Source organism: Acinetobacter sp. RW6 (genome assembly GCF_041956835.1).
Lineage (GTDB): Bacteria > Pseudomonadota > Gammaproteobacteria > Pseudomonadales > Moraxellaceae > Acinetobacter > Acinetobacter calcoaceticus.
Genome location: NZ_CP167121.1, coordinates 3,132,844 through 3,155,662, shown reverse-complemented (window position 1 = coordinate 3,155,662; position 22,819 = coordinate 3,132,844). Strand labels below are relative to the sequence as shown.

At 40.2% G+C, this 22,819-nt stretch carries 23 protein-coding genes and 5 tRNA genes; 26 read left to right on the top strand and 2 right to left on the bottom strand.

Annotation, left to right across the window (positions count from 1 at the left end; all coding sequences use genetic code 11):
* The first annotated feature begins 32 nt into the window (after nucleotides 1-32).
* From ACB088_RS14935 to phoU, 4 genes are all read left to right on the top strand, one after another.
* Nucleotides 33-614: a TetR/AcrR family transcriptional regulator gene (locus ACB088_RS14935; protein WP_375037331.1), complete on the top strand. Its 582-nt coding sequence runs from the start codon at nucleotides 33-35 to the stop codon at nucleotides 612-614.
* Nucleotides 607-1,512 carry a DMT family transporter gene (locus ACB088_RS14930; RefSeq protein ID WP_375037330.1) on the top strand — a complete coding sequence of 302 codons (906 nt, stop codon included), beginning with the start codon at nucleotides 607-609 and terminating at the stop codon, nucleotides 1,510-1,512. Before ACB088_RS14935 ends, ACB088_RS14930 begins: the two co-directional genes overlap by 8 nt.
* A 95-nt stretch (nucleotides 1,513-1,607) precedes the next feature.
* Nucleotides 1,608-2,939 (top strand): TolC family outer membrane protein, encoded by a 1,332-nt coding sequence (locus tag ACB088_RS14925; protein ID WP_375038814.1) that lies wholly within the window; start codon nucleotides 1,608-1,610, stop codon nucleotides 2,937-2,939.
* A 108-nt stretch (nucleotides 2,940-3,047) separates the two neighbouring features.
* On the top strand, nucleotides 3,048-3,770 hold the full coding sequence (phoU, locus tag ACB088_RS14920; protein WP_003654470.1) for a phosphate signaling complex protein PhoU: 723 nt from the start codon (nucleotides 3,048-3,050) through the stop codon (nucleotides 3,768-3,770).
* Nucleotides 3,771-4,076: 306 nt separating this feature from the next.
* Here phoU and ACB088_RS14915 read toward each other — a convergent pair whose 3' ends face one another.
* Both ACB088_RS14915 and argH read right to left on the bottom strand, forming a co-directional pair.
* A complete protein-coding gene (locus tag ACB088_RS14915) occupies nucleotides 4,077-4,346 on the bottom strand; it encodes an oxidative damage protection protein (protein WP_000089995.1) in 270 nt (89 codons plus the stop codon).
* A 9-nt stretch (nucleotides 4,347-4,355) separates the two neighbouring features.
* Complete coding sequence (gene argH / locus ACB088_RS14910) at nucleotides 4,356-5,789, bottom strand: argininosuccinate lyase (RefSeq protein WP_375037329.1); 1,434 nt, start codon at nucleotides 5,787-5,789, stop codon at nucleotides 4,356-4,358.
* Here argH and ACB088_RS14905 point away from each other — a divergent pair.
* From ACB088_RS14905 to nusG, 22 genes are all read left to right on the top strand, one after another.
* Nucleotides 5,780-6,919, top strand: coding sequence for a sensor histidine kinase (locus tag ACB088_RS14905; protein ID WP_375037328.1), 1,140 nt, complete (start codon nucleotides 5,780-5,782; stop codon nucleotides 6,917-6,919). The two genes, argH and ACB088_RS14905, sit on opposite strands and share 10 nt — an antisense overlap.
* Before the next feature lie 60 nt (nucleotides 6,920-6,979).
* Nucleotides 6,980-7,720, top strand: a complete 741-nt coding sequence (locus ACB088_RS14900; protein WP_375037327.1) for a LytR/AlgR family response regulator transcription factor — start codon at nucleotides 6,980-6,982, stop codon at nucleotides 7,718-7,720.
* 101 nt (nucleotides 7,721-7,821) lie between these two features.
* Entirely contained in the window at nucleotides 7,822-8,739 is a 918-nt protein-coding gene (hemC, locus tag ACB088_RS14895; RefSeq protein WP_307013456.1) for a hydroxymethylbilane synthase, read from the top strand.
* Between the two features lie 3 nt (nucleotides 8,740-8,742).
* Complete coding sequence (locus ACB088_RS14890) at nucleotides 8,743-9,510, top strand: uroporphyrinogen-III synthase (RefSeq protein ID WP_375037326.1); 768 nt, start codon at nucleotides 8,743-8,745, stop codon at nucleotides 9,508-9,510.
* Between the two features lie 8 nt (nucleotides 9,511-9,518).
* A complete protein-coding gene (locus ACB088_RS14885; protein WP_375037325.1) occupies nucleotides 9,519-10,361 on the top strand; it encodes a hypothetical protein in 843 nt (280 codons plus the stop codon).
* Between the two features lie 9 nt (nucleotides 10,362-10,370).
* Nucleotides 10,371-11,564: a heme biosynthesis protein HemY gene (locus tag ACB088_RS14880; RefSeq protein WP_375037324.1), complete on the top strand. Its 1,194-nt coding sequence runs from the start codon at nucleotides 10,371-10,373 to the stop codon at nucleotides 11,562-11,564.
* A 7-nt stretch (nucleotides 11,565-11,571) separates the two neighbouring features.
* Entirely contained in the window at nucleotides 11,572-12,012 is a 441-nt protein-coding gene (locus tag ACB088_RS14875; RefSeq protein WP_375037323.1) for an acyl-CoA thioesterase, read from the top strand.
* A gap of 194 nt (nucleotides 12,013-12,206) precedes the next feature.
* Nucleotides 12,207-12,533 (top strand): H-NS family nucleoid-associated regulatory protein, encoded by a 327-nt coding sequence (locus ACB088_RS14870; RefSeq protein ID WP_092709580.1) that lies wholly within the window; start codon nucleotides 12,207-12,209, stop codon nucleotides 12,531-12,533.
* 332 nt (nucleotides 12,534-12,865) lie between these two features.
* The gene (gene gspN / locus ACB088_RS14865) at nucleotides 12,866-13,609 is read left to right on the top strand and encodes a type II secretion system protein N (RefSeq protein WP_092709578.1); all 744 of its coding nucleotides are present in this window, start codon (nucleotides 12,866-12,868) and stop codon (nucleotides 13,607-13,609) included.
* Between the two features lie 2 nt (nucleotides 13,610-13,611).
* Nucleotides 13,612-14,448, top strand: a complete 837-nt coding sequence (locus ACB088_RS14860) for a type II secretion system protein N (RefSeq protein ID WP_375037322.1) — start codon at nucleotides 13,612-13,614, stop codon at nucleotides 14,446-14,448.
* 41 nt (nucleotides 14,449-14,489) lie between these two features.
* Nucleotides 14,490-16,766: a type II secretion system secretin GspD gene (gene gspD / locus ACB088_RS14855; protein WP_375037321.1), complete on the top strand. Its 2,277-nt coding sequence runs from the start codon at nucleotides 14,490-14,492 to the stop codon at nucleotides 16,764-16,766.
* A 41-nt stretch (nucleotides 16,767-16,807) separates the two neighbouring features.
* The gene (locus tag ACB088_RS14850; protein ID WP_092709570.1) at nucleotides 16,808-17,437 is read left to right on the top strand and encodes an FHA domain-containing protein; all 630 of its coding nucleotides are present in this window, start codon (nucleotides 16,808-16,810) and stop codon (nucleotides 17,435-17,437) included.
* A 65-nt stretch (nucleotides 17,438-17,502) separates the two neighbouring features.
* Nucleotides 17,503-18,171 carry a phosphoglycolate phosphatase gene (locus tag ACB088_RS14845; RefSeq protein WP_375037320.1) on the top strand — a complete coding sequence of 223 codons (669 nt, stop codon included), beginning with the start codon at nucleotides 17,503-17,505 and terminating at the stop codon, nucleotides 18,169-18,171.
* 109 nt (nucleotides 18,172-18,280) lie between these two features.
* Nucleotides 18,281-19,774 (top strand): anthranilate synthase component I, encoded by a 1,494-nt coding sequence (gene trpE, locus ACB088_RS14840; protein ID WP_375037319.1) that lies wholly within the window; start codon nucleotides 18,281-18,283, stop codon nucleotides 19,772-19,774.
* Nucleotides 19,775-19,872: 98 nt separating this feature from the next.
* Nucleotides 19,873-19,948, top strand: a tRNA-Thr gene (locus tag ACB088_RS14835).
* Between the two features lie 53 nt (nucleotides 19,949-20,001).
* Nucleotides 20,002-20,085, top strand: a tRNA-Tyr gene (locus ACB088_RS14830).
* A 37-nt stretch (nucleotides 20,086-20,122) separates the two neighbouring features.
* Nucleotides 20,123-20,198: transfer RNA gene (locus ACB088_RS14825), tRNA-Gly, on the top strand.
* A gap of 13 nt (nucleotides 20,199-20,211) precedes the next feature.
* A tRNA-Thr gene (locus tag ACB088_RS14820) sits at nucleotides 20,212-20,286 on the top strand.
* 146 nt (nucleotides 20,287-20,432) lie between these two features.
* The gene (tuf, locus tag ACB088_RS14815; protein ID WP_004640736.1) at nucleotides 20,433-21,623 is read left to right on the top strand and encodes an elongation factor Tu; all 1,191 of its coding nucleotides are present in this window, start codon (nucleotides 20,433-20,435) and stop codon (nucleotides 21,621-21,623) included.
* Between the two features lie 60 nt (nucleotides 21,624-21,683).
* Nucleotides 21,684-21,759: transfer RNA gene (locus ACB088_RS14810), tRNA-Trp, on the top strand.
* 75 nt (nucleotides 21,760-21,834) lie between these two features.
* Entirely contained in the window at nucleotides 21,835-22,275 is a 441-nt protein-coding gene (gene secE / locus ACB088_RS14805; protein WP_004640737.1) for a preprotein translocase subunit SecE, read from the top strand.
* Nucleotides 22,276-22,282: 7 nt separating this feature from the next.
* Nucleotides 22,283-22,816, top strand: a complete 534-nt coding sequence (nusG, locus tag ACB088_RS14800; protein ID WP_003654499.1) for a transcription termination/antitermination protein NusG — start codon at nucleotides 22,283-22,285, stop codon at nucleotides 22,814-22,816.
* The last annotated feature ends 3 nt before the right edge of the window (nucleotides 22,817-22,819 follow it).

The following is a 22,819-nucleotide window of genomic DNA, read 5'->3' as shown; positions in this document are numbered from 1 at the left end:
TAGGTAGATCGGTCTACTTAAAAAACAAAGCTATGAATGATAAAACAGCAAGACAGAAAATTCTCGATGCAGCAGCAACTTTATTTTATAACGATGGCATTACTGCAACAGGAATTAATTCGGTTACGGCTAAAGCAGATGTCGCCAAGATGTCTCTTTACAATAACTTTTCTTCAAAAGGCGAGCTTGTTGATGCCTACATTGCTGCGCGGCATCAAGAATGGCTTGATCTTTATCAAAAACGTTTAGAGACAACAAAATCAGCTACAGAAGCTATTTTGGCAGTGTTTGATGCCTATCAAGACCATGCAGAGTTTGCCTATGAAAAAGGCTTTCGAGGATGTGGTTTGCTTAATGCAGCAGCGGAATTTCCAGCGAATAGTGCAGGACGAAATGCGGTAAGGCAGCATAAAGAAGAGGTTGAAGCTATTGTTGCTGAACATTTAAAAAAATTAATACCAGACTCGCAGCGCGTTAGCTACGTGGCTACACAGCTTTCCTTTCTTTTAGAAGGTTCTATGGCAAGAGCAGGGTTGGAAGGAAGTAGTCGTCAACTCCTCTTAGCAAAACAAATGGCAGAAGATCTTCTAAAGAGAGAAGGCCAACATGATTAGCCTCATTAAAAATAGTAGTTATGGCGGCACAATTGCAATTTTAGTTGCCTCTGTTTTATGGGGAACAACAGGTACTGCTGCCGCATTTGCACCAACACTTGGACCACTCGCCATTGGTGCTGTGGCTATGGGTGGCGGAGGTCTTTTGCAAGCTTTGGTTGCATCGCGGGCTATTCGGGAAAACCGACAATTTATAAGGCAAAACCTTCTAATACTGCTTTTAGGTGTTGTGGCAGTTGGTATTTATCCTTTGGCTTTTTACTCCTCGATGCATTATGCCGGAATTACAATTGGCACTGTGGTTTCTATTGGTTCAGCGCCACTGATCGCAGCGATTTTAGAACGATTTTTTGATCGGAAGTCTTTGTCAACGATCTGGTTCTTAAGTTTTATTTTTGGTGTTATGGGCGTAAGTTTGTTATCCATGGGTGAAAACCATGCGGTCCAAGAGGGTACAAATGAATGGAATAAAATCTTCGGTATTTTTCTTGGGCTTGTCGCGGCTACAACTTATTCACTTTATTCATGGGCTGCTAGAAGGTTAATAGATCGGGGTGTTGCTGCTAAAGCTGCAATGGGCATGATTATGGGTGGTGGGGCAGTTATTTTGCTTCCTACTTTACTGGTTACAGGTGGAGGGTTGTTGCAAAGTTCAACCAATTTACTTGTTGCTGGATATATGATGCTGATTCCTATGTTTTTAGGTTATTTACTTTTCGGTTTTGGTCTAAAAACAGTAAATGCCAGCAAAGCGACGACCTTAACTTTATTTGAACCTTTAGTTGCCGCACTTTTCGCTATCGTGTTGGTTGGTGAGCATATTTCATGGTTGGGTTGGATAGGCATGTTTTTGATTTTTATTTGTATTTTAATATTGTCAAAAAATGAGAACGCTTAAAAAACTAAAACTTTTAATGGCTTGAGTTTGCTTGGAATTTTTCTTAGTCTTAAAGGCAAGTTTTATCGTTGATTTGAACAATGAAAATAAAATTAATGGTCGCTGTTGGCCTTTGGAGTTTTGCATCTTCCAGTTTTGCTCTAGATTTAGTTGAAGTATATGAGCGCGCAAAACAAAATGACCCGACATGGCAAGCCAATCAACAACAATTTGAAGCAGATCAACTTAATTTAGGCTTGGCAACTGGTGCCTTATTACCAACGGTCACATTGTCAGGAAATATTACTCGTAATCGGCAAACAGTGAAGCGTTCTAACTTTCCTGGAGTTGATCAGGAAGGGCTTTCAGATGCCTTGGTGAGTAATACGTCTACTACTCGTCAAGCGACTTTAACTGCACGTCAGCCACTGTTTCGAATGGATGCTTGGGAAGGTTATAAGCAAGTTAAAACTTCGGTTGCCTTAAGTGAAATCACTTTAAGGCTGCAAAAACAAGATCATGTTTTAAATGTAGCAGAAGCCTACTTTAATGTGCTGCGTCAACAAGCTCTTAGTGTTGCATACTTACAAGAAGAAAAAGCTTTGCTTGAGCAACTCAATATGATGAATGCCAAACTCAAAGAGGGTTTGGTGGCACGTAGTGATGTGAGTGAGGCAAATGCTCAATATCAAAATGCTAGAGCCAATCGTATTGCCACCAATGTTCAATTACTTTTAGCCCAAGAGCAGCTTTCGGAATATATTGGGTCTTATCAAGATAAGCTTGCTGTATTGTGTGGTGATTTTAGTTTTCAAAAACCGTATCCAGCCCAGCTTAATGATTGGCTTTCTTTGGCCCAGCAAAAAAACTTAAAGATTCAGCAAGCCCGTTTACAGCAACAATATAGTGAAGATCAGCGTCGTGTTGAAAAGGCAGCGCTTTATCCTCAAATTGATGCTGTTGCAAGTTATGGATATACCAAACAGACACCAGAGACACTCATCTCGACTGATGGAAAATTTGATCAGGTCGGTGTGGAAATGAACTGGAATTTATTTAATGGTGGGCGTACTAAAACATCCATTAAAAAGGCGACTGTAGAGGCTAGTAAAGCTCAGGCACAACTTGATGCAGCTATTCGCCGTGCCAATGTTGATGTGAAAAGTGCCTTTATGCAGGTAGATACAGACCAAGCAAAACTCGAAGCACGAAAAGCTGCAATGGATTCATCTTCGCTTGTTTCTCAAGCTTCAAAAGCGAGTTATAACGAAGGCTTAAAAAGTATGGTTGATGTTTTATTAGCGCAGCGTAATGCTTTTTCGGCAAAACAGGATTATCTTAATAGTCAGTATGACTACTTATTGAATGTACTTCGGTTAAAAGCTGCGGTAGGCCAGTTAGGCGAAAAAGATCTGGTCGAATTAAACAGCTGGCTAACCTATCAGTGAGCAAAAAAAGCTTTTATCTGAATTTTAATTTTGTCATAAAAACTTAATGATTGCTGTGTTCTAATGCTCAATCATTTTATTCCTGCGCCATCATGTTGGAGGCTTCCCTTGAGTCCAAGTAATCCGGTGTTAAGCCATCATATTTCTTCTCAATTTAATGAAGATTTGCAAGATGTAAACACAAAGTTCATGACCATGGGTGGCTTGGTCGAACAACAGGTGGCGAACGCAATTCATGCCTTGCTTGATACAGATGCAAATTTAGCGATTGATGTTCAATTTAAAGATAACGCCGTGAATCAATATGAACGTGATATTGATGAAGGTCTTACGCTAATTTTGGCACGTCGTCATCCGGCAGCGATCGACTTGCGTATGGTTATTGCAATGAGTAAAGCCAATACTGACCTTGAGCGTATTGGTGATGAAGCGGCAAAAATTGCCCGTATTGCGCAAAACCTCTGTGAAGAAGGTGGTTCTCCGCGTGGCTACATGGAAACTCGTCATATTGGGAACCAAGTTCGTGTCATGATTCATGACGCACTTGATGCTTTTGCGCGTTTAGATGCAGATCAAGCTTTACGTGTTCTTTTAGCCGATGCAGATATTGACCGTGAATACCAGTCAGCAACACGTACTTTAATGACTTATATGATTGAAGATCCACGTCATATTGCTCGTGTAATTAATGTGATGTGGGTGTTACGTTCTTTAGAGCGTATTGGTGACCATGCCCGTAACATTGCTGAGCAAGTGATTTACATGGCAAAAGGCTTTGATGCCCGCCATACCAAAATTGAAGAAATTGAAGCTAAAGTCCACGAAAAGTAATCTTAAGCTGAAATATTTAAAGGCCTTGTTTGAAACAAGGCCTTTTTATTTTTTAAAATAATAGATAAAAAAATGTCCCGAACTTTGGGGGGAAGTTCAGGACAGAAAATCAAGTGCATAAACACGACAGGGATCGTGTTCTTCTTGCTATGAATTGATATTAAGTTCTTCGCTTTTTGATGTCATGTAGAGTCCTGTTCGCTCTATGTAAGGCTTTTTATGCTTGTGTAAGTTTCACGTAAAAAAAAGGCGGGTCTATGTATATAGACCCGCCTTTTAAATGATGAGTAAGCTAAAACAAACCGATTATTCTGGTTTCCAGCCTTCAGCTTTTTCTACGCTTTCATCATTATTGAAAAACTTCTCACGTTGTTCCTCAAGGAACTTCTTCGCTTCTGGTTCAAACACATTTAGGCGTTTTTCATTAATCAGCGTTGTTTGGTGTTGTAACCATTCTTGCCATGCTTGTTTAGAAACATTTTCAAAAAAATCTTGGCCTTTAGCACCAGGGAATGGAGCGAAGTCTAGACCTTCCATTTCCTTTTGATATTTGCGGCAAAATACTTGTCGACTCATGTTTTATCCTTAAGCGTATAACTGTTCTAAACGTGTATGGGCACGAGCAATTGCGGCTTCTACCTGTTTTGGTGAAGTTCCACCAATATGATCACGTGCATTTACTGAAGCTTCTAGTGTTAGAGCTTTATCAAACACATCTGCTGTGATTAAGTCAGAGAATTGTTGTAATTGCTCAAGCGTTAACTCAGATAAGTCTTTTTCTTCAGCAACGCCTAAAGCAACAGCCTTACCTACAATTTCATGCGCATCACGGAAAGCAACGCCTTTTTTCACTAAATAGTCAGCAAGATCGGTTGCGGTCGAGAATCCACGAAGTGCAGCTTCACGCATAATTTCAATATTTGGAACCAATGCTGGAATCATGTCTGCGAAAGCCATGAGTGAACCACGAACTGTATCGATTGCATCAAATAAAGGTTCTTTATCTTCTTGGTTGTCTTTGTTGTACGCCAATGGTTGACCTTTCATGAGCGTAAGTAAGCTAATTAAGTCACCAAATACACGACCTGATTTACCACGGATCAGTTCTGGAACATCCGGATTTTTCTTCTGTGGCATGATTGAAGAACCAGTACAGAAACGATCAGGAATATTCACAAATTTGAACTGTGCAGAAGTCCAAAGAATCAGTTCTTCTGACATACGTGATAAGTGCATCATAATTAAAGACGCAGCTGCATTAAACTCAATGGCAAAGTCACGGTCAGATACGGCATCAAGAGAGTTTTCACATACAGCTTCAAAACCTAATAGTTCTGCTGTATAAGCGCGGTCAATTGGATATGTTGTGCCAGCAAGAGCGGCAGAACCAAGTGGCAGACGGTTGACACGCTTACGGCAATCTTGAAGACGCTCAGAGTCACGCACTAACATTTCAAACCATGCTAACAGGTGATGACCAAAAGTCACTGGCTGTGCAGTTTGTAGGTGGGTGAAGCCAGGCATAATCGTATTTACATTTTTGGCAGCTAAGCCTAACAAGCCTTTTTGTAAGCGCTCTAATAATTTTAAAATGTCATCAATTTCGTCACGTAGGTAAAGACGAATATCGGTTGCAACCTGATCGTTACGGCTACGACCGGTGTGTAATTTTTTACCTGTAATACCAATACGTTGAGTCAAACGTGATTCAATGTTCATGTGAACATCTTCAAGATCGATGCGCCATTCAAAGGTTCCAGCCTCAATTTCTGAGCGAATGGTGCTTAAACCTTCAATAATGTCATCGCGTTCTGCTTCTGTGAGTACGCTAACTTTCGCAAGCATGGTAGCATGCGCAATCGAACCGGCGATGTCTTGTTTATAAAAACGCTGGTCAAACTGAACAGAGGCGGTAAATTCGGCTACAAAAGCATCCGTCGCTTCAGAAAAACGACCACCCCACATACCTGAGGTTTGGTCTGGGGTTACTGAATTAGGGGGATTTGAAGATGTGGTCATGGTGGCTCAGTAAAATAAAAAAGAGTATATCACTTGCCGAAGCTCAACAAACAAAGTTGTTTCCTACAGCATACCGAAATCAAAATTCCTCCTATTTTTTTACGAAAAACGGGCGTTGGCAACACTTATTCGAATTAATTATCGCAAGTAACATTTTGGCACTGGTTTTGGCACTGGCTGAAGCTCAGTCATGGCAAGCATTAAGCGGTGGACGCCTTTTACAATACATCGTTTTTATTAATTGGATCATCTTGTCGTTTTTTGCCTTGGTTGAACGCTTTCAGCATTTTTTTAGCAGCTTACGTCAAGAATTTGCCTTGGCTATCGGTTTTGTCATGCTGCAAGGTATTGTTGTTTTGACGACCTTAATGAGTAATTTTTTTCAGTTTGGTCTTTTAAATAAACATGCTTCTTTAACACAGGACTGGAGCATTTATTTTACCAATGTGCCTTTATATCTAAGCTACGGGATATTACTGGGGGCTTTCTGCTTGCGCTATCTCTATGTGAGAGAGCAATGGCTACATCAACAATATGCAGAGTTAAATGCGCGTATTCAGGCCATGCAGGCGCGAATTCATCCTCATTTTTTATTTAATAGTTTAAATAACGTGGTGAGCTTAATTGCGATAGACCCAGATAAAGCAGAAGGTATGTTGATTAGTCTGTCACGTTTATTTCGAGCGAGCTTCCAAGAATTAAAATTGGTCAGTCTGCATGAAGAAATCGAGCTAAGTAAACAATATTTAATGATTGAGCAGGTGCGTTTGGGTGAACGTTTAAAAGTAGATTGGAAAATCGAGCTTTCACCTGTGCAACTGAAACAGGTCACCATTCCTTTATTGACATTACAACCTTTGTTAGAGAATAGTATTTTTCATGGGGTAGAACCAATGATAGGTAAGGCAACCATCGGGGTATTGGTTGAAATATTGCAAAATCAGGTCAGTATAGTCATTACCAACCCATATACAGACGATACAATAAATTCACGGAAAGGGCATGGAATCGCGCTTGAAAATGTAAAACAACGCCTGAAAGCATATTATGGGAACTCCGTTAGATTTCAGGTTTATAAAGGTGAAACCTTATATACCACCATTATGAGCTATCAATATCAAACAAAATAATAAGTTAGTCAGAGTTAACCATAAAAAAATGGATCAAGTTAACGGTGACAAGGAGGATGAATGAAGGTGCTGATTTGTGATGACGAACCACTTGCAGTGGAGCGATTATCACGTTTAGTTTCAAAGATGGGACATGAAGTTGTAGCAACCGCTCATCATGGACAGGAAGCCTTGGAACAGGCGCGGCTTCATCAACCGGATGTAATTTTACTTGATATTCAAATGCCAGGTATGAATGGTCTTGTCTGTGCAGAACAGTTAAGTCAGCTGAGCCCTAGACCTGCGATTGTATTTTGTACAGCCTATGATCAACATGCATTGGAAGCGTTTAAATCTCAGGCTCAAGCTTATCTTCTTAAACCGATCGACCCTCAAGAACTTGAACAAGTTTTTAGTCAACTGACTCAGCTTACTCGAGCACAGCTCAATGCTTTGCCACAACATGATTTTTTACATGATCTAAAAACACAGCGACATCAAATTGCTGCCAAAACCTATCGTGGGGTTGAGCTGATTCCTGTGGAGAATATTTATTATTTTTTAGCAGATCAGAAATATGTCACGGTGCGTCATCAAAATGGCAGTGTATTAATTGATGAAACATTAAAAGAGCTTGAAACCGAATTTGCAGATCAATTCATTCGTATTCATCGCAATGCGTTGGTTGCAGTTGCCTATTTAGATGGATTGGAGTTGGTCAGTTCGGGGCAATATCAGGTTCGATTACGTGGTTTAGATGAACGACTTTCGGTGAGTCGTCGACATTTATCTATGCTCAGAGACCGAATTCATCAGCTCTAAACTTAAAAAGAGTTATCTTGGACGTGCGAGATTTTACTTGCAATTTTAAGGGATCAAGTTAAGTTTAGGGTGTATTGTTTGACCAGCCCATGCTTGAATTTATGAAAACCTTGAAAATTGCTACACGACAAAGCCCACTTGCTCTTTGGCAGGCAGAATATATTCGTGCCCGATTACAGGAGCTTCACCCGGATTTAACGGTGGAGTTGGTTAAATTTGTCACGCAGGGCGATAAAATCTTAGATACGCCTTTAGCAAAAATTGGTGGGAAAGGGCTGTTTGTTAAAGAGTTAGAAGCAGCACTTTTAGATGGGCGTGCAGATTTAGCCGTACATTCAATGAAAGATGTCCCGATGGCTTTGCCAGAAGGTTTAACCTTGGCGGTAATTTGTGAACGTGAAGATCCATTAGATGCTTTCGTTTCAAATCAATTTGAAAAATTTGCTGATCTACCTCAAGGTGCAAAAGTTGGTACATCAAGTTTACGTCGTAAATCTCAGATTTTAAAACAACGCCCTGATTTGCAAATTATTGATTTGCGTGGAAATGTTGGAACACGTCTAGGGAAGCTAGATGATGGTCAATACGACGCGATTATTTTGGCCAGTGCTGGTTTGAAGCGCTTAGGATTGTCAGAACGCATTCGTCATTGTTTAACACCAGACATTAGTTTGCCTGCTGTAGGTCAAGGTGCATTGGGTTTGGAATGCCGTGTAGCTGACAACGAAGTATTAGCTTTAATTCAACCTTTATTACACCAAGAAACAGATGTTTGTGTGCGTGCTGAGCGTGCCTTTAATGCTTATCTTGAAGGCGGTTGTCAGGTACCAATTGCAGGTTATGCCACACTACAAAATGGACAAATCCATATTGAAGGTCGTGTCGGAAGTGCCGATGGTCAAACATTATTACGTGCTGAACTGACAGATGAAGCCAGCAATGCTCAGCAATTGGGTGAAAACCTTGCTCGAAACTTACTTGATCAGGGCGCTGGTGAGCTATTAAAGGCTCTCTACTAAGCTATGTTGTTTATTAATACTCGACCTGATTCTCGGGCTGCAGAATTAACAGAAGTTTTGCAAAATGAAGGTTATCAGGTTGAGTCTTTACCTCTTTTAGAACTCGTTGCTAAACCCTTTTCCGAACATTTACTTCAGCTTTACCAACAATTAGTTAAAGCACAAGCTATAGTTGTAGTGAGCCCAACCGCCGTTGATGTGGGGATGAAGTATTTACTGCAAAGCGGTTTAAAGCTCAGTGATTTAAAACATATTCAGTGGATTGCTGTTGGGCAGTCAACGGCCAATTGTCTAAATGAATATGGAATAGAAGCACATATTCCAGATGTTGAAACCTCTGAGGGGATGTTAAATCTCCCTATTCTCCATAATATGAGGCAGGCGGGTAGCGTCGCTTTTTGGCGAGGAGAAGGTGGACGTCAATTTATGATGGAGACCTTGCAACAGCAAGGAATTCAGATTTTAAATTTCGTTTTATATTATCGGCAGTGCCCAGAAGCCTCATATTCCACATTCAAACATCTGACACAGAATTCAAATTATAATTTAAACAAATGGCTGGTCTTAATTACGAGTGAGGCGAGCTGGAAGTATTGGTTAGAGCTTTGTTCAAAAAATAATGTACAAGCTGATTGCGTATATTTGGTTTTAGGGCCACGTCTTTTTCAAATTGTTAAAGAATATCGCGATCAGCAACAGGCTCATTTTCACATTATTCAACTTGAAAATTTATCGCCTTCGGGGATGATTCATCACATTCAGGCATTATAAGGATTCGTATGAGAAAACTTGTTTCTATCATCATTTTACTGGGCATGGCTTGGTTGGCTAAGCTCAGTTACGATATGTGGCAAATTTCTCGTACTGTTCCCGAGCTTAAGCAAAGTCTGCTTCAATCAGAACAGCACTATGCCAATCTAAATGATCAATTGGTTGCTTTACAGCGACAATTACAGAATCAACCTGTAAATACAGGAAATAAACTGAGTCCGGCAGGCAATTTAGAAGTCCCGCCGATGGGTATTGCCCCTACAGTTTTAATAAAACAAAAGTTAGATTTAATTCAATTTGCAATTGATCAGCAGCAATTGATTTACGCAGTTGATCAATTAAACCAGTTACAGCAATCTCTTCTACACTATGAAATTGCCCCTGCATTGCAACATAGCTTGAACCAATCACTGGAGCAGGATAAACAGGCAGTTCAGCAATTCACATTGGCCCAAAATCAACGCCATCAATTGATTGACGATTTATTACAAACGATTGATAAAAATATTCAGCAAGCCTTGGCTCAGCCTAAACTTGAGATGGATCAATCCGAGTCTGTGTCTTGGTGGAAAAAATGGTTTCGTATAGAAAAAGTAGAAACGCCGTCTATTAATTTAATGAATCGAAGTGTAGTGATCAAAGAAGTGCAATTAAGATTATTAATTGCTGAACAGGCACTCAATGAAGGGAAAATGACAGAGTACCAAAATGAGTTGCAGTCTGTGATGCAAAAGCTAGATGAAATGCCTGATGCAACGAGTCAGCAGTTAAAAAAACGTATTGCTAAAGTGGCACATTTATCGGTAGTGCCTGTTCCTAAATTATCTACACTTGGTCTAATTGGCTCATAAGGAGGAGATATGAAACACCTCCTGTCGGTTTATTTCGTAATTAGCTTAATACTCTTTGCAGCTTTAGCTTTATTTAGTTATGGCTATGGAATGGGGTATGTCTATATTTACTGGCGACAATTGCAGTTGCAAACAAATGTCTGGGGGTTAACGCTTGCTTTTGTGGTGATGAGTTTTATTGCTCAACTCATATGGCTTTGGGTTAAACGTTATTCCTCTCGTGAACAAAGAAAAAGTGAAAACATCTTCCAGTTTAAAAACCTTCATCCCTATGAACAATTAGGTATTGTCTGGTTATTAGAGGCTGCCGAAGACCAACGTGTATTTATTGAACGTGTTTTTACTCAATCAGGACTTTTAAAAAATATTATTGATGCCAAGTTTCTGGTTTTAAGTGGAGACTATCCAAAAGCATTGGCTGCTTTAGATCAATCACCACCCATGGCATTTGAATTGGCCGAGTTACAGCGAATCGAAATCTTCTTAGCTGAAAACGAGGCTGACCGCGCATTAACTCATCTTGAGTTTTTATACCAGCATCAGTTATCGCCTTGGCTTGAGGAAATAGAAACCGCTTACCAGCAAAGATTAACTGCATTATGGGGGCAATTAGCGCTGCAACATCCATGGGTATATTTGCGGTCAATGAAGTATGGATTATTAGATGCTGAACACCGTGATTTATGGTTGCAGCAGCTTCTTCAGCAGTTTGATCAAGCTTCTATCGATGATCTACATGCCTTGCAACAACGTTATCTGGATTTAGAGTCTGAGATCCAAACTCGACCTTATAGCAGTAAGTTGTTATGGCTCAAACTATTAGCACGTATGCCTGATATGAGCATGCAGCATGCAGCCTTAACACTACACTTATTAAAAGAGCAGTTTGATCCAGAAGTGTTTTACCTGTGGTTTCAGCAACAGTTGCTTAAACAGGTTCCAGACTATGCTGATGTTGAAGAAAAAATTATTGAGCTTGAAAATCAATATATGAATTTGCCAGTTTTAACTTTTGCAAAATGGCATGTCTATATGGCAACCGGACGTCAAGCAGAGGCTGAAACATTATTAACATTATATCCAGATAATATTTTAATGAGCTATTTGCGTATTAAGTCTACCCTTAAAGAAGATGAAGTGTTAATCAATCAGTTAAACCTAATCTTTGAAAATGATGCGAATTTTTTAAAATTTAAAATATGAGGCAAAAATGAAAGAACTGTCTGTCTACCCGATAATATATGAACAGAAAGTAGCATGGGGAGATATGGATGCTTTTGGTCATGTCAATAATGTACAATATTATCGATATATTGAAAGCTCACGTATTTTATATATGGAAGCGATAAATATATTAACCCCACAATTATATACCGTTGTCGCTTCAAGCCAATGCAAATACTTAAAGCCTGTTTTTTATCCCGATGTATTGAAAGTCGGTGTTCGCGTGGAAGAGCTCCGTAATAGTGCATTCCGTATGGCTTATATATTATGGAGCGAAACACAACAACAAGTCGTAGCTACGGGTGAAGCTGTTATGGTATGCGTAGATAAATTAACAGAACGAAAATGTGAAATACCTCAAGAGATAAAACAAAAAATTATTGAGCTAGAAAAAACTGTTGGACATGACTTAATACATTTATCTTAAATAAATATTAATAAAATATATGTCATTTATAATTGATAATGTAATTAAAAGGTAATTTTTTTGATTATTCTGATGAACACGGCTTTCAAACTATTGCTTATTGAATGGATTATAAATAATATTGGTCTTGATTTTATGTTTTTAAATTTTGTCTGTATTATTTTGAATTGTCTGTAAGACTGGAGTATTTATTAATGAAACCGGATATCAGTGAATTATCTGTTGAAGAGTTAAAACGTTTACAAGCAGAAGCTGAAGCTTTAATTGTAAGTAAAAAAGATCAAGCAATTGAAGATGCTTATAATCAAATTATCGAGATCGCTGAAAATGTAGGTTTTAGTGTTGAACAACTTCTTGAGTTTGGTGCTCAAAAACGTAAGAAAACAACACGTAAATCTGTTGAGCCTCGTTACCGCAACAAAAACAATTCTGAAGAGACTTGGACTGGCCGTGGTAAACAACCACGCTGGTTAGTTGCTGAAATTGAAAAAGGCGCAAAACTTGAAGATTTCTTAATCTAATCGTATTGCTGATCTAAAAAGCCAGGCAAATTTGCCTGGCTTTTTTATGCGTGAAAATATTTAAAATTTTGCTATAAATATTATTTAAGAATTTGAGTGTTTAAATTCATCTTTAAATAAATTGTTGAGATCAAATGTACATTTAGTAAGTTGATTAGCCAGTTTTCATGATTTTGTCATACGTTCAACTTATAGTTATATACAGAAGCCAAGCCTGATTGCTTGGTTTTTTTATATGAAGTGAATTGGCGATGTTGAAAAAGTATGCATAATGTCAGACTAGGGAGCTACTCTCAAAATAAGGACGATAATTTGCATGTTGGTAAGGCTGAATGAAGAAAAAGTCTAAGCAGTGGAAGTGGTGGTTATTTGCCCTCATTGCATTTTTAATTTTTATTATTTTACAGATCCCAGCGACGTGGCTTATTTCTAAATTTTCAAAGAATAATCAAACTCTACACAATGTAAGTGGAAATATCTGGCAGGGCCAAGCAGATTGGCGGCGCGGTACTTTGAGAGGCTCGATTCATTGGAAAACTAGACCTCTTGACCTGTTTTTATTAAGGTTCGCTGCTGATGTGGATATCCATAGTGGAAATACCCAATTATCTGGGGTAATGGCCTATGGTGTTGGTAAAAAAGTACTTGTTAGAGCAATGAATGGTCAAATTGCGCCTGAAACATTAAAACAAATTGTGAACTGGCAATGGCCTGTAAACAGTATCCAGTTAAAAGATATTGATTTTAATTATAAAAAAGAGCAAGGTTTCGCTGCAGTTGATGGTCAATTGCATTGGGGTGGTGGTGCTTTAATTTATAATATTGGTGACCGTCAAGACCGGATGAATATGCCTTCTTTAAATGGGCAATTAACGGATCAAAATGGTCAATTACAGATTGATATACGTGATCAACGCAGTCAAAAAATGGCAAATCTTCTATTAGATGCCAATATGATGCTTGATGTGCAGCTTACACAAAGATTATTACTGAATATTCCGTCTTATGATGGAAAAGCCGGTTTAGATACTTTTGTCATTAGTTCTCGTCAACCCTTAATACAAGGGGGTAACTAATAATGAAAGTATGGATTGAGAAATTACAGCAACTACAATGGCAAAAATTAGACCGGTTAAGTGTTGTCGTATTTGCCTTTTTAATTTTATGGCTGTGTTGGAAATTGGCTTCATTATTTTGGTGGGTCATTGCACCTCCCCAAATGATGCAATTCGATCGGGTAGAGTTGGGATCACAGCAGCCGCAAATTCCTAACATTAGTACTTTTTCGATTTTTAATGAACCTTCAGCCAATGCAGCTCAGGAAAATGTCAACCTAGAATTGCAGGGTGTGATGGTGGGCTATCCGAACCGTTTTTCCTCAGCGGTTATTAAGCTTGATAATACTGCTGACCGATATCGGGTGGGGGAAACCATAGGCTCTACATCTTATCAGTTGGCAGAAGTTTATTGGGATCATGTGATATTGCGTCAAGGTAATGGAAGTACGCGTGAGCTTCAGTTTAAAGGTCTGCCAAATGGTTTATATCAGCCCATGACGCCAGATGCTTCACAACCTGCTGCTACTGGGACTCAGCCGTCTGCACCTGTTAATACGACTCAAGAAGCGCTTGGACAGGCTATTCAGCAAATGCAAGGGAACCGTGAACAATATCTACGTGATATGGGCGTAAGCGGGAACTCAAGCGAAGGTTTTGAAGTTACAGAACGTACACCCACTGCGCTTCGAAATAAGTTAGGTTTAAGGCCGGGTGACCGGATTGTTTCTTTAAATGGTCAAACGGTTGGGCAAGGACAAACGGATGTGCAGTTACTTGAACAAGCTCGTCGAGCTGGGCAAGTAAAAATAGAAATAAAACGTGGTGATCAAGTGATGACCATACAACAAAATTTTTAGTGATAACACGTCACCATAAGAGTTAGGAATTATCGCAAGTTATGGCTTTATTGAATCATCAACGTCCACTTTGGGCATTACTTGCAGCAGCCCCATTGATTGCGACAGTGAGCAGCAGCGTCTATGCCCAGACATGGAAGATCAATTTACGTGATGCTGACTTAACTGCATTTATTAATGAAGTTGCAGACATCACGGGAAAAAACTTTGCAGTAGATCCGCGAGTGCGTGGCAATGTCACAGTAATATCGAATAAACCCCTCAATAAAGATGAAGTTTATGATCTGTTCCTTGGGGTCCTAAATGTAAATGGGGTTGTGGCAATTCCTTCTGGGAACACCATTAAACTGGTGCCAGATAGCAATGTTAAAAATTCGGGAATTCCTTACGATTCTAGAAATAGACTGCGTGGTGATCAAATTGTCACTCGAGTCATTTGGCTTGAAAATACGAATCCAAATGACTTAATTCCAGCACTTCGCCCTTTAATGCCACAATTTGCACATATGGCTGCGATAGCAGGCACTAATGCGCTGATTATTTCTGACCGAGCTGCGAATATCTATCAACTTGAAAATATCATTCGTAACCTTGATGGTACGGGGCAAAATGATATTGAGGCAATAAGCCTTCAATCGAGCCAAGCTGAAGAAATCATTACTCAACTTGAGGCAATGAGTGCAACGGGGGCTTCGAAAGATTTTAGTGGCGCACGTATTCGTATTATTGCAGACAACCGAACGAATCGTATTTTGGTAAAGGGTGATCCTGAAACACGTAAGCGCATTCGCCACATGATTGAGATGCTGGATGTGCCTTCGGCAGACCGTTTAGGCGGCTTAAAAGTTTTCCGACTGAAATATGCAAGTGCAAAAAATTTATCAGAGATTTTACAAGGCCTTGTAACGGGGCAGGCTGTTTCTTCGTCAAATAGTAATAATAATTCTTCTAACTCATCGAATCCGATTAATAATTTGATGGGTAATAACCAGAATTCCAGCTCAAATACATCTGGTTCAAATGGTAGCTCAATTTCTACCCCATCTATTAACCTAAATGGTAATTCAAATAATAACAATCAGAACAGTATCTCTAGCTTTAGCCAAAATGGTGTGAGTATCATTGCGGATAATGCCCAAAACTCGTTAGTGGTTAAGGCTGATCCACAATTAATGCGTGAAATTGAATCTGCTATCCAGCAACTTGATGTTCGCCGTCAGCAAGTTTTAATTGAAGCTGCCATTATTGAAGTTTCAGGAGATGATGCAGATCAACTCGGAATTCAATGGGCGCTAGGTGATCTATCTAGTGGAATAGGCTTGCTTAGCTTCAGTAATGTGGGTGCAAGTTTATCTTCTATTGCTGCTGGTTATTTGTCTGGTGGTTCGGCTGGAGCGGCATCCGCTATTGCTGGTGGTGCCAATAAAGGTAATGGTGCAACTTTTGCTGTAGGTAATTTTGAGAATTCCCGTAAGGCTTATGGTGCATTAATTCAAGCCCTCAAAGCTAACACCAAATCAAATTTACTTTCGACACCATCCATTGTGACTATGGATAATGAAGAGGCTTATATTGTTGTAGGTCAGAACGTTCCATTTGTAACAGGGTCAGTCACTACGAATAGTACAGGTATCAATCCATACACAACTGTTGAACGAAAAGATGTCGGGGTGACATTAAAAGTTGTTCCACATATCGGTGAAGGTGGTACGGTTCGTCTCGAAGTTGAGCAAGAAGTTTCGAATGTTCAGACCAGTAAAGGTCAGGCAGCCGATTTAATTACTAATAAACGTGCTATTAAAACTGCTGTATTGGCTGAGCATGGACAAACAGTTGTTTTAGGTGGCTTGGTGTCTGATGATGTTGAGCTTAGTCGTCAAGGTATTCCTGGGTTAAGCAGTATTCCATACCTAGGTAGGTTATTCCGATCAGACAGCAGAAGTAATACGAAGCGTAATCTTCTTGTCTTTATTCATCCAACAATTGTGGGTGATGCGAATGATGTGCGCCGTTTGTCTCAGCAGCGCTATAATCAGCTTTACAGCTTGCAATTGGCGATGGATCAAAATGGTAATTTTGCCAAACTGCCTGAGCAGGTCGATGATGTCTATAATCAAAAGATGACACTGCCAAGTGTTACCTCTCAGCCAAAAAATTATCAACAGGTTCCATCGGGTGGAAAAAGCTCGACAGTAACCACACCCGTAGCGGTAGAACCTGCGGTTCGAAAGCAAACCTTACAGTTGCCTGAGCCTGAAATTAATCGTACTAAAAATACAGTAACAACAACGACACTGCGTCCAAGCACAGCGCCGTAGTAGCATGTTATGATTGATAAAAAGTGAAATAGGACATACGCATGACTTGGAAATTACAAGCAATTACTGGCGAAATTACTGGCCAAGAAATTAGTATTGATCGTGATATGTTGGTGGGGCGCCATCAAGATGCTGATGTGTTGTTACAAGCTGCTGAAATTTCACGTCGCCACGCTGCATTGCTTTTAAAAGATCAATTGCTATGGGTGCAAGACCTTAATTCATCGAATGGCACATTCATAAACGATATTCGTATTGAGCAAGAAAAACAGCTGCATGATGGTGATATTGTTCAATTTGCTAGCTTTAAATTTTCTGTATTAGCGCCTGTGCAGGAAATAGAGGATTTGCCTGAAATTGAAGTAGAGCCTGTAAATACGGCTCCATCTCAAGATTTAAGCGATCAAGGGATGCCAAGCCTTACAGAGCGTGCTGCTGAAATAGAAGTCAGTCGCGATGGTATGCCGCAGAATATCTCTATTCCAAAACCTGCACCGATCCCGGAAGGTGTAGATGTTAATGTACAACCACAACAGACACCAGTTGCCTTTGATGAGCCTGTTTCTCGTGTTGCTGAAGAAAAAGAGCAACAGAAGAATGCCTCAGTTGGTTTGATCACTATTATTATTTTAGTAATCTTAGCTTTATTGGCATGGTTGTTCTTTAAATAATCCGTTGGTGCTTTTACAATCAAGGCATGCTAAACGCATGCCTTTTTAATTTTGAGTATAAGAAGATGTCTGTTGCACAACTAAATAAGCGCGATTTAATTTTATTTGACCTTGATGGAACGTTAGTTGACTCTGCAGCTGATTTATATCGATCCATGAATTTAAGTTTACAAGCGCTAAGTTGGCCATCGGTAACTGAAGCACAAATACGAGAATGGGTAGGTAAAGGAGCTTCAAAACTTTGTGAAAGTGTTTTGCTTCATATATTTGGAAAATTAGATACCGAACAACATAAAGTTTTATTACAAAAATTTGTGGATGTATATGGTGCGGAGCTTTGCGTAAATACTCAAATTTATCCTGGAGTAACTGAGTTTTTAAAGCATTGTAAAGCTTTGAATATACATATGGCATGTGTTACCAATAAGCCTGTGCAACTTGCTCAAGGATTACTTGATGCATTGGAACTTTCTTCTTATTTTCAAGTTGTATTGGGTGGTGATAGCTTGCCAGAGAGAAAACCACATCCATTGCCTTTGTTACATTGTATGCAAAGTTTAAAGATATCTGCTTCGCACGCGCTAATGATTGGCGATTCAAGTAATGATATTGAGGCTGCACGCCGCGCGGGAATTGATTGTATTGTGGTTAGCTATGGCTATAATCATGGAGAAAATATCTATGATTGCCAACCTCAGCAAGTGGTTGATAGTTTGGCTGAGTTAATTATCTAATGAGTGAAATGGAGATCAGCATGAATAAGCGTATGGTTTTTCGATGGCGTGTCTAAATCGAAACTAGAAAAACACCGTTTTAAATCGAAACCATATTAGAGAAAAATTCATGACTACATTAGCGCAATTTGAACAACTTAAGGCATCAGGTTACAACACGATTCCAGTTTATCGCCAGCGTTTGGCAGATACGGAAACACCTTTATCTGTTTTTGCTCGTTTCAAGGATCAAAAACAAGCTTATTTATTTGAGTCGGTTGAAGGTGGTGAAAACTGGGCGCGCTACTCCATGATTGGTTTAGGCGAATCGACAGTTTTTTCATGTAATGCAGGGATCTTGTCTATACAGCATGCTGATGGTTCGATCACACAAGAAGATTGTCTAGATCCATTTCAATATATTCGTGAATTTCAGAAGCAATTTACAGTGCCACCAGCTGAGCTTCTGCCAGCATTACCAAGTTTTACTGGCGGGCTAGTTGGTTATTTGGGCTATGATGCGGTTCGTTATATTGAGCCACGCTTAAAGAATGTACCTGCGGTTGATCCAATTGCTTTACCAGACTTGTGGTTGATGCTATCAAAGACAGTCATTGTTTTCGATAACCTTAAAGATACTTTATTTCTAATTGTCCATGCTGATACAACGCAGGCACATGCTTATGAAGATGCTCAGCAAAAGTTGGATCAATTAGAGCAGTTATTAGCTACACCAGTGAGTTTGCAAGCTAAGCCGCATACACCGCCTCATTTTGAATCGATTACAGGTAAGGCTAAGTTCCTTGAAACCATAGAAAAGGTTAAAGAATACATCCGTGCGGGTGATGTTATGCAGGTTGTTCCAGGCCAGCGTATGGTTTCGGACTTTGATGGTGAGGCTTTGCAAGTTTACCGTGCTTTACGTCATTTAAACCCTTCACCTTATTTGTTTTTGGTGCAGGGTCAGACCATTACAGATAACAAACCATTTCATATTGTAGGATCATCACCAGAAATTCTTTCTCGTCTGGAAAATGGTATTGCGACAGTCCGTCCACTTGCAGGTACAAGACCGCGTGGAAAAACTAAAGAAGAAGACATCGCTTTAGAAAAAGATTTACTTTCTGATGAAAAAGAAATAGCAGAGCATTTAATGTTGATTGACCTTGGTCGAAATGATGTTGGTCGAGTTTCTAAAATTGGTAAGGTCAAAGTTACTGATCAAATGGTGATTGAGCGCTATTCGCATGTCATGCACATTGTTTCAAATGTGCAAGGTGAAGTTCGTGATGATATCGATGCCTTAGATGTATTTAAGGCAACCTTTCCAGCAGGTACTCTATCTGGCGCACCGAAAATTCGTGCAATGGAAATCATTGATGAAGTTGAGCCTGTTAAGCGAGGCGTTTTTGGCGGGGCAGTGGGGTATTTAGGATGGCATGGTGAAATGGACATGTCGATTGCAATCCGTACGTGTGTTATCCGCGATAAAAAAGTGTATGTGCAGGCTGGAGCGGGCCTGGTTGCTGACTCAAACCCTGAATCAGAATGGAATGAAACACAAATAAAAGCTCGCGCAGTGATTAAAGCGGTTGAATTATCGTCAAACGGATTGATTTTATGAGTTTTTAGCGATTTTTTTAAAAAAACCACTTGCATCGTTTGGAAGTTTTGCTAAACTGCACACCGTTCCGATACGAAACGTACGAAACACTAAGAAGCGCCGGCATAGCTCAGTTGGTAGAGCAACTGACTTGTAATCAGTAGGTCCACAGTTCGAATCCGTGTGCCGGCACCATCTAAAAGTGTGGAGTTGTTAAGTGAAGAATAACACTGAAATAAGTGTGAAGTGGTGAGATTCCCGAGCGGTCAAAGGGGGCGGACTGTAACTCCGCTACGAAAGTTTCGAAGGTTCGAATCCTTCTCTCACCACCATTAACTTCGATTGAAGTGCTAAGTATACCAGCATCGTGCGGGAGTAGCTCAGTTGGTAGAGCGGCAGCCTTCCAAGCTGCATGTCGCGAGTTCGACCCTCGTCTCCCGCTCCATCGAAGGATAATCGCTCTTATAGCTCAGTGGTAGAGCACTCCCTTGGTAAGGGAGAGGTCTCGAGTTCAAATCTCGATAAGAGCTCCAGATACAGTTTAGTAGATTTTCTACAAAGATTTAAAAAGCAGGCTTATTAGTCTGCTTTTCAAGTATTGGGTGTTTGATTTTTTAGGCGATATGTCGATGCTGGGTCTTACTCAGAATTGTGTTCGACGTAAACGAGGACTATAAACATGGCTAAGGCTAAGTTTGAACGTAATAAGCCACACGTAAACGTGGGCACAATCGGTCACGTTGACCATGGTAAAACAACTTTAACTGCTGCGATTGCAACTATTTGTGCAAAAACTTACGGCGGTGAAGCGAAAGATTACTCACAAATCGACTCAGCACCTGAAGAAAAAGCACGTGGTATTACAATTAATACTTCACACGTAGAATACGATTCTCCAATCCGTCACTACGCTCACGTAGACTGCCCGGGCCACGCCGATTATGTTAAAAACATGATTACTGGTGCTGCTCAGATGGACGGCGCGATCCTTGTATGTGCTGCGACTGATGGTCCAATGCCACAAACTCGTGAACACATCCTTCTTTCTCGTCAGGTTGGTGTACCTTACATCATCGTATTCTTAAACAAGTGTGACCTTGTTGATGATGAAGAATTACTTGAATTAGTAGAAATGGAAGTTCGTGAACTTCTTTCTACTTATGACTTCCCAGGTGATGACACTCCAGTTATCCGTGGTTCTGCGCTTAAAGCGTTAGAAGGCGATGCTGGTCAATATGGTGAGCCTTCAGTTCTTGCTCTTGTTGAAGCGCTTGACTCTTACATTCCAGAACCAGAACGTGCTATCGACAAAGCATTCTTAATGCCAATCGAAGACGTATTCTCTATCTCTGGCCGTGGTACAGTAGTAACTGGTCGTGTAGAAGCTGGTATCGTGAAAGTAGGCGAATCAGTTGAAATCGTTGGTATCCGTGATACTCAAACAACTACAGTTACTGGCGTTGAAATGTTCCGTAAATTGCTTGACGAAGGTCGTGCAGGCGAGAACTGTGGTGTATTACTTCGTGGTACTAAGCGTGAAGACGTACAACGTGGTCAAGTACTTGCTAAACCAGGTACAATCAAGCCACACACTAAATTCGATGCAGAAGTATACGTACTTTCTAAAGAAGAAGGTGGTCGCCATACTCCATTCCTTAACGGTTACCGTCCACAGTTCTACTTCCGTACAACTGACGTAACTGGCGCAATCCAATTACAAGACGGCGTTGAAATGGTTATGCCAGGTGACAACGTTGAAATGTCAGTAGAATTAATCCACCCAATCGCAATGGACCCAGGTCTACGTTTTGCGATCCGTGAAGGTGGTCGTACTGTAGGTGCTGGTGTTGTTGCGAAAGTAACTGCATAAGCATAATATAGTGACGGATTACGTCTCAGGTTGAGGGCTTTGGCTCTCAACTTGCATTATAGGTCAGTAGTTCAATTGGTAGAGCGTCGGTCTCCAAAACCGAATGTTGGGGGTTCGAGTCCCTCCTGGCCTGCCATATTTTCAAATAAAAAGCTTGATGCTGGCTTAGTTGTTCATATAATAAGTCGCGAGTTCTACGACGAGTACAAAAATGTCGAATGATAAATCGCGTGACGCATTGAGCGACGCGCCAATTCCTCAAAGAAATAATTCTGCTGAAGTTGTTCGTTCTGGTTCCCCTCTAGATATTGTTCTATGGGTGATTGCGATTGCATTATTGGTTTTAGCTGTTATGGCGAATCAATATTTACCTGCGCATTGGGCACCTGCAAACAATATTTGGGTGCGCGTTGGGGCAATTTTTGCTTGTATCGTTGTGGCTTTAGGTTTATTATACGCCACCCATCAAGGTAAAGGCTTCGTTCGTTTGCTAAAAGATGCACGAGTCGAATTGCGTCGAGTAACTTGGCCAACAAAACAAGAAACAGTCACTACATCGTGGCAGGTTCTATTGGTTGTAGTTGTTGCATCATTGGTTTTATGGTGTTTTGACTATGGTTTGGGTTGGTTAATTAAGTTGATTATCGGGTAAAAGAGCTATGAAACGTTGGTACATTATTCATGCCTACTCTGGCTATGAAAAACAAGTGTTACGTTCACTTACAGAACGAATCCAGCGTAGCGCTGTTGCTGATAGCTTTGGTGATGTCCTTGTTCCTACCGAAGAAGTGGTAGAAATGAAGGATGGTAAGAAACGTAAATCTGAGCGTAAATTCTTTCCTGGCTATGTGTTAGTTGAAATGGAAATGAATGATGATACTTGGCATATCGTTAAAGAATGTCCAAAGGTTCTAGGTTTTATCGGTGGTACACCTGAAAAACCAGCGCCAATCACTCAGCGTGAAGCGGATGCGATTCTTGCGCGTGTACGTAATACTGGTGAAGCACCACGTCCTAAGACGATGTTTGAGCCAGGTGAAGAATTACTTGTTATTGACGGTCCATTCACAGACTTTAAAGGTGTGGTGGAAGAAGTTCAATACGAGAAGTCGCGTTTAACGTTGACGATTAACGTATTTAATCGACCAACTCAGGTTGAACTCGAATTTCGCCAGGTCGAAAAAACGATTTAATCT

Coding starts and splice junctions, on each gene's coding strand:
- ACB088_RS14880 (WP_375037324.1), top strand. CDS start 10,371: ATGAAACACCTCCTGTCGGTTTATTTCGTAATTAGCTTAATACTCTTT.
- ACB088_RS14915 (WP_000089995.1), bottom strand. CDS start 4,346: ATGAGTCGACAAGTATTTTGCCGCAAATATCAAAAGGAAATGGAAGGT.
- trpE (WP_375037319.1), top strand. CDS start 18,281: ATGACTACATTAGCGCAATTTGAACAACTTAAGGCATCAGGTTACAAC.
- ACB088_RS14860 (WP_375037322.1), top strand. CDS start 13,612: ATGAAAGTATGGATTGAGAAATTACAGCAACTACAATGGCAAAAATTA.
- secE (WP_004640737.1), top strand. CDS start 21,835: ATGTCGAATGATAAATCGCGTGACGCATTGAGCGACGCGCCAATTCCT.
- ACB088_RS14870 (WP_092709580.1), top strand. CDS start 12,207: ATGAAACCGGATATCAGTGAATTATCTGTTGAAGAGTTAAAACGTTTA.
- ACB088_RS14900 (WP_375037327.1), top strand. CDS start 6,980: ATGAAGGTGCTGATTTGTGATGACGAACCACTTGCAGTGGAGCGATTA.
- hemC (WP_307013456.1), top strand. CDS start 7,822: ATGAAAACCTTGAAAATTGCTACACGACAAAGCCCACTTGCTCTTTGG.
- ACB088_RS14850 (WP_092709570.1), top strand. CDS start 16,808: ATGACTTGGAAATTACAAGCAATTACTGGCGAAATTACTGGCCAAGAA.
- ACB088_RS14885 (WP_375037325.1), top strand. CDS start 9,519: ATGAGAAAACTTGTTTCTATCATCATTTTACTGGGCATGGCTTGGTTG.
- ACB088_RS14925 (WP_375038814.1), top strand. CDS start 1,608: ATGGTCGCTGTTGGCCTTTGGAGTTTTGCATCTTCCAGTTTTGCTCTA.
- nusG (WP_003654499.1), top strand. CDS start 22,283: ATGAAACGTTGGTACATTATTCATGCCTACTCTGGCTATGAAAAACAA.
- ACB088_RS14875 (WP_375037323.1), top strand. CDS start 11,572: ATGAAAGAACTGTCTGTCTACCCGATAATATATGAACAGAAAGTAGCA.
- ACB088_RS14930 (WP_375037330.1), top strand. CDS start 607: ATGATTAGCCTCATTAAAAATAGTAGTTATGGCGGCACAATTGCAATT.
- tuf (WP_004640736.1), top strand. CDS start 20,433: ATGGCTAAGGCTAAGTTTGAACGTAATAAGCCACACGTAAACGTGGGC.
- ACB088_RS14845 (WP_375037320.1), top strand. CDS start 17,503: ATGTCTGTTGCACAACTAAATAAGCGCGATTTAATTTTATTTGACCTT.
- ACB088_RS14935 (WP_375037331.1), top strand. CDS start 33: ATGAATGATAAAACAGCAAGACAGAAAATTCTCGATGCAGCAGCAACT.
- ACB088_RS14905 (WP_375037328.1), top strand. CDS start 5,780: ATGTGGTCATGGTGGCTCAGTAAAATAAAAAAGAGTATATCACTTGCC.
- gspD (WP_375037321.1), top strand. CDS start 14,490: ATGGCTTTATTGAATCATCAACGTCCACTTTGGGCATTACTTGCAGCA.
- gspN (WP_092709578.1), top strand. CDS start 12,866: ATGAAGAAAAAGTCTAAGCAGTGGAAGTGGTGGTTATTTGCCCTCATT.
- argH (WP_375037329.1), bottom strand. CDS start 5,789: ATGACCACATCTTCAAATCCCCCTAATTCAGTAACCCCAGACCAAACC.
- ACB088_RS14890 (WP_375037326.1), top strand. CDS start 8,743: ATGTTGTTTATTAATACTCGACCTGATTCTCGGGCTGCAGAATTAACA.